This window comes from Streptomyces sp. AcH 505 (genome assembly GCF_000818175.1).
Taxonomy (GTDB): domain Bacteria; phylum Actinomycetota; class Actinomycetes; order Streptomycetales; family Streptomycetaceae; genus Streptomyces.
The window spans coordinates 4,429,868-4,435,134 of the sequence record NZ_JTIY01000001.1 but is presented as its reverse complement, the minus strand read 5'-3'; the positions used below and the strand labels follow the sequence as shown (position 1 = coordinate 4,435,134).

Sequence of the window (5,267 nt, the reverse complement as noted above, 5' to 3'; positions counted from 1 at the left end):
GCGGGCGCCGCAGCCGTGCGTTCCACGGCGGACCTCGCCGCGTTGCGCCGGGTCAGGTCGGCGAGCACTTCCTGCTCCCCGCGCCCGCGCATCAGGAACAGGACGAACGGATCCTCGTCGAGGAGACGCGCCGTCTGGTAGCAGAGGGCGGCGGCGTGTTTGCAGGGATAGCCGTCGTCCGGGCAGGAACAGTCGGGGGTCAGATCGCCGGGCCCCGGGAGCAGCCCCGCCACCTCGGCGAGGGAGTGCGGCATGTCCTTGTCGAGGAGCGCCGCGATGTGGTCGGGGCGGGCCGCCGCGCTGTCGAGGAGATCTTCCCAGCCCGCCTCGTCCAGGGTGCGCAGCCGGATTTCCGTACGGTACGGGCGCGGCCTGCTGCCGTGGACGTACGCCGTGACCTTGCCGGGGGTGACCGTGATCGCGTCGACATGGCCGCCGCCCGCGTACGCCCGGCCGCGCCGCAGCCGGGCGGTGTCGAGGGCCGTGTCCTCCATGGACTCCACCCAGGCGTTGCCCCACCAGCTCGCAGCGAAGTCCCCTTCGGCGCTCGGGCGCGGCGGCAGGGCGGGGAAGGTGCGGCGGCGGTCGTCGTGCCGCGGGGCGCGGGCGGCCGTCACGACGGCCTGCGCAGCGAGACGAGATCGGCCAGCTCACGGTCGGTCAGCTCGGTCAGGGCCGCCTCGCCGGAGCCGAGCACCGCGTCGGCCAGGGCCCGCTTGGAGACCAGCATCTCGGCGATCCTGTCCTCGACCGTGCCCTCGGCGATCAGCCGGTGGACCTGGACCGGCTGGGTCTGGCCGATCCGGTAGGCGCGGTCGGTGGCCTGCTCCTCGACCGCCGGATTCCACCAGCGGTCGAAGTGGACGACATGGCCGGCCCGGGTGAGGTTCAGACCGGTGCCCGCCGCCTTCAGCGACAGGACGAAGACGGGCACCTCGCCGGACTGGAAGCGGTCGACCATCCGCTCCCGCTCGGCGATGGGTGTGCCGCCGTGCAGCAGCTGGGAGGGGATGGCGCGGGCGGTGAGATGCGCGGAGAGCAGCCGCGCCATCGACACGTACTGGGTGAAGATCAGCACGGAGCCGTCCTCGGTGAGGATCGTGTCCAGCAGCTCGTCGAGCAGGGCGAGCTTGCCGGAACGGCCCGTCAGCCGGGCGGTGTCCTCCTTCAGGAACTGCGCGGGGTGGTTGCAGATCTGCTTGAGGGCGGTGAGCAGCTTCATGACGAGACCCCGGCGGGCGATGCCCTGCGCCGCCTCGATGGCGGCCATCGTCTCGCGCACCACCGCCTCGTACAGCGACGCCTGCTCCCGGGTGAGCGCGACCGGGTGGTCGCTCTCCGTCTTCGGCGGCAGCTCGGGCACGATGCCGGGGTCGGACTTCTTCCTGCGCAGCAGGAACGGGCGGACCAGCCGGGCGAGCCGCTCCACCGCTTCCTCGTTGTCGGCGTCCTTCACGTCGGCCGCTTTCGCGTTCTCCACGTTCTCCACGATGCGGGCGTGCCGGGCGCGGAACGTCTTGAGCGGTCCGAGCAGCCCCGGCGTCGTCCAGTCGAGCAGGGCCCACAGCTCGGAGAGGTTGTTCTCCACGGGCGTGCCGGTCAGGGCGATCCTGGCCGGCGCGGGGATCGTGCGCAGCGCCTTGGCCGTGGACGAGAAGGGGTTCTTCACGTGCTGCGCCTCGTCGGCGACGACCATGCCCCAGCTGTGCGCGGCCAGTTCGGGGGCGCTGCCGCGCATCGTGCCGTACGTGGTCAGCACGAAGCCGTCGGTCACACCCTCCAGGCTCCGGCCGCTGCCGTGGAAGCGGTGCACGGGCACACCGGGGGCGAACCGGGTGATCTCGCGCTGCCAGTTGCCGAGGAGCGAAGCGGGGCAGATCACCAGGGTCGGGGTGGGCCTGGCGCGGTGCAGGTGCAGGGCGATGAGGGTGATGGTCTTGCCGAGCCCCATGTCGTCGGCGAGGCAGCCGCCGAGGCCGAGCGAGGTCATCAGATCGAGCCAGGCGAGACCGCGCAGCTGGTAGTCGCGGAGCGTCGCGGCGAGCGCCGGCGGCTGCGGGAGCGTGGCCGTGCCGGACGTGAGCCGGTCGCGCAGGACGGCCAGGGCGCCGGTCGGCACCGCCTGTACGGTCTCGCCGTCCACCTCGGCGGTGCCGGTGAGCGCCACGGCCAGGGCGTCGACCGGCGCCAGCAGCCCCAGCTCCCGCTTGCGCGCCTTGCGGACGAGCGCGGGGTCGACGACGACCCACTGGTCCCGCAGCCGCACGATCGGCCGGTGCGACTCGGCGAGCGCGTCCATCTCCGCGTCGCTGAGCGGATCGCCGTTCAGCGCCAACTGCCAGTTGAACTTGAGCAGTTCCGTACTGTCGAAGAACGGCGTGCCGTCCGTGGCCGAGCCGGGCGCCGGCTGTACGACGGCGGCGGCGCTGAGCGTACGGGCCAGCTCACGCGGCCAGTGCACGGCGACACCCGCGGCGGCGAGCCGGGCGGCGCCCGGGCCGAGCAGTTCGTACAGCTCGTCCTCGGACAGCGGCAGCGCGTCGGGCACGTCGCGCTCCAGCAGTCGGGCGAGCGGATTCCAGACGCGCGCCGCGCGGCGCAGCGCGAGCATCGCGTCGATCCTGGCGCGCGGCCCGAAGCTCTCGTCCCCCTCGCCCGCCCAGAGCCGGGCGGCGTCCATCACGAGCGTCGGATCGGCGAGGCTGTGGATCTGGACGAGCGCGGCGCCCGCCCGCCGCTCGACCTCGGCCCCCGCCGCATCGGGCCGGGGAGAACCAGGCTCCGCCGAGAGGGGTTCGGGCTCCGTATGGTCGAACAGCTCGAAGGCCGAGAGGTCCAGGCGCAGCGACACCCGCACCCCGGCGTCCATACCGACCGCCGCCTCGGCCGCCCACGCCCGCGCGCGCGGCAGATGCTGCGGGGCCTTGGCCGCGAACGGCGCCCCCGCCGCGAACGCGGCGGCGGGCGTACGCGGCAGACTGTCCGCCACCGCGTCGAGGAAGGCCCGCACCAGCGCCTCCGGGTCGGGGAGCCGGAGCGGCAGCTCGTCGGATACCGGCACGGCATACGCCTCGTAGGGCATGGCGGCGGCGATGGCCCGCAGCTGCGCGATGTCCCCCGCGTCGAGCGGTCCGGCCCGCCAGGCGTCGTGGTCGGATGCGGTCAGTCCCGGCAGGAGCCTGCCGCGCGCGGCCAGTTGCAGGGCGTGCAGCGCAGCGGCGCCCCAGCAGGCGGAGGCCGGATGCGCGGTCCTGTCCGGCCGGGCGCGCACCAGCAGCGGCACCGCGTCGGCCACCGGCAGCAGCACGGCGGGCACCTTGCTCGTACCGACAGCGCCCTCGCCGCTCGCGCCGGCCTCTCCGCTCCCGCCGCCCTCGGTCCGGCCCACCACCGAGATGACGCTCCGGGTGCCCGCCTCGGCCGCCTCGGCCGGCAGCTCGCCGCCTCCCGGGGCCCAGAAGGCGACCTGGCCCTCGCGCGGCAGCCCGGCAGGCAGGAAGACCGCGGCGCAGCGCGTCAGGCTCTGTCCGTACCGCTCCACCGCCCCCACCTCCGCTCCACGCGCTCCGAGACCGTCGTCCAAGATCCGACTGTCTCTGCGAGTCTAGGCGGGGGGTCTGACATTCCCTCCAAAAGCGTTGTCGGCGCAGGTCAGAACGGGTGAGAACAGGTCATCCCCGGTCGGGGCAGGTCAGCGCAGCCCGTCCCACAGCTCGCGCTCCTGCGGCCTCGGGTCGTCCACGGTCGCGGACTCCTCGTCGAAGACCATCGTCGTCCGGCTGTCCCTGTCGTACGGGGCCCAGCCCGGGTCCCCGGTCGTGGCGAACGCCACCCACGCGCCGTGCATGGTGTCGGCGAGTGCCTGCGGCGCGCCCTCGCCGAGCATCGGCGTATAGGCGTCCGAGCCGACGAGGTCGAAGACGAAGCCCAGCTCGACGGCGTGACAGGCGCCGAGCCGGCCGTCGAAGCGCGGTGAGCGCCAGGCGAACTCGTACAGATGCGAGCCGGGCACCGCCTCGGCGAGCCGGATCGCCGGTACCCGGTAGAACCAGTCCGTCGTCAGCGCGTCGAAGATCTCCCCGGGCATCGCCTGCGGCCGGCTCTCACGGTAGAGCGCGAGGGCCTTGTCCGGGTCGAGGCCGTACGTCTCCGCGGCTCCGCGCAGCCGCGCCTCCGACACCAGACGCAGCCGCTCGGTCGGCACGAGGAACAGCAGGTACTCCTCGCGGTTGCTGCCGACGAGCAGCTCGACGCCGCAGTCGGAGGCGGGCAGGACATGCTCGTCGACGACCGGTTCGAACGGCATCATGTTCAGCGCCGCCTCGCCCCACAGGGCCGGGTCGGGGCGTGCGCCGATCTCCGCCCGCAGTTCCGCCTGGGCGGGCCGCAATACGTCCTCGGGGACGGCGGCGAAAGCGGCGGCCGTGGGTTCGATCCCCAGCTTCTCGGCGAGCCGGGCGGTGATCAGAGCCGCCGAAGCCGGCCGCAGGAAGTGGTGGGTGGCCCCGCTCTCCAGGATGGCCCGGCGGAACAGCCCGCGCGCCCGCTCCGTCCCGAGCAGGACGCCGATGCCCATCGCGCCCGCCGACTCACCGAAGACCGTGACCCGGCCGGGATCGCCGCCGAACGAAGCGATGTTGTCCCGCACCCACTCCAGCGCCGCGATCTGGTCGAGCAGACCGCGGTTGTCGGGCACCCCTGCGAGATGGAGGAAGCCTTCCGTACCGAGCCGGTAGTTGACGCTCACCAGCACCACGCCGTCCCGGGCGAACGCGGTCCCGTCGTACGTGGGGTCCGCCGACGAGCCGTTCGTGAACGACCCGCCGTGGATCCACACCATCACCGGCAGCCCGGCGCCGCCCGACGTGGGCGAGGGGGTCCACACGTTCAGGTTGAGGTAGCTCTCACCCGGCCCCGCCGCGACGAAGGTCTCCGGGATGAGCGCGTCGAGAGGCGGCGCGTAGCGCGCCTTCGGCGGCGTCGGTCCGTACGCGACCGCCGGCCGTATCCCCTCCCACGGCTCAGCCGGCTCCGGTGGCCCGAACCGGGGCGCCTTCGCGTACGGGACGCCCAGGAACGACGCCACCCCTTCCACCGAGATCCGGCCGCTGACCTGGCCCTGACGCGTCGTACACACGGGTTCCATACGTTCCGGGCTCCTTCAGCCGACCGCCGCTTCCTCCGACATACCCAAAGGTAGGCAGCGGGTCACCCGAGCGCGTGTTCAGGCGTGCGACGGGGGCGGGGCGGGCGCCGGTACCGGCTCC

3 protein-coding genes are annotated in these 5,267 nt (G+C 73.6%); all 3 read right to left on the bottom strand.

Annotated elements, in window-relative coordinates; genetic code table 11:
- On the bottom strand, window positions 1-617 hold a 617-nt coding region (locus tag HY68_RS20260), incomplete at its 3' end, for an SWIM zinc finger family protein (RefSeq protein ID WP_041996664.1).
- Window positions 614-3,550, bottom strand: coding sequence for a DEAD/DEAH box helicase (locus HY68_RS20255; RefSeq protein ID WP_198533423.1), 2,937 nt, complete (start codon window positions 3,548-3,550; stop codon window positions 614-616). The genes HY68_RS20260 and HY68_RS20255, both read right to left, overlap by 4 nt.
- Window positions 3,551-3,691: 141 nt before the next feature.
- On the bottom strand, window positions 3,692-5,146 hold the full coding sequence (locus tag HY68_RS20250) for a carboxylesterase family protein (protein WP_041990863.1): 1,455 nt from the start codon (window positions 5,144-5,146) through the stop codon (window positions 3,692-3,694).
- Between the last annotated feature and the right edge of the window lie 121 nt (window positions 5,147-5,267).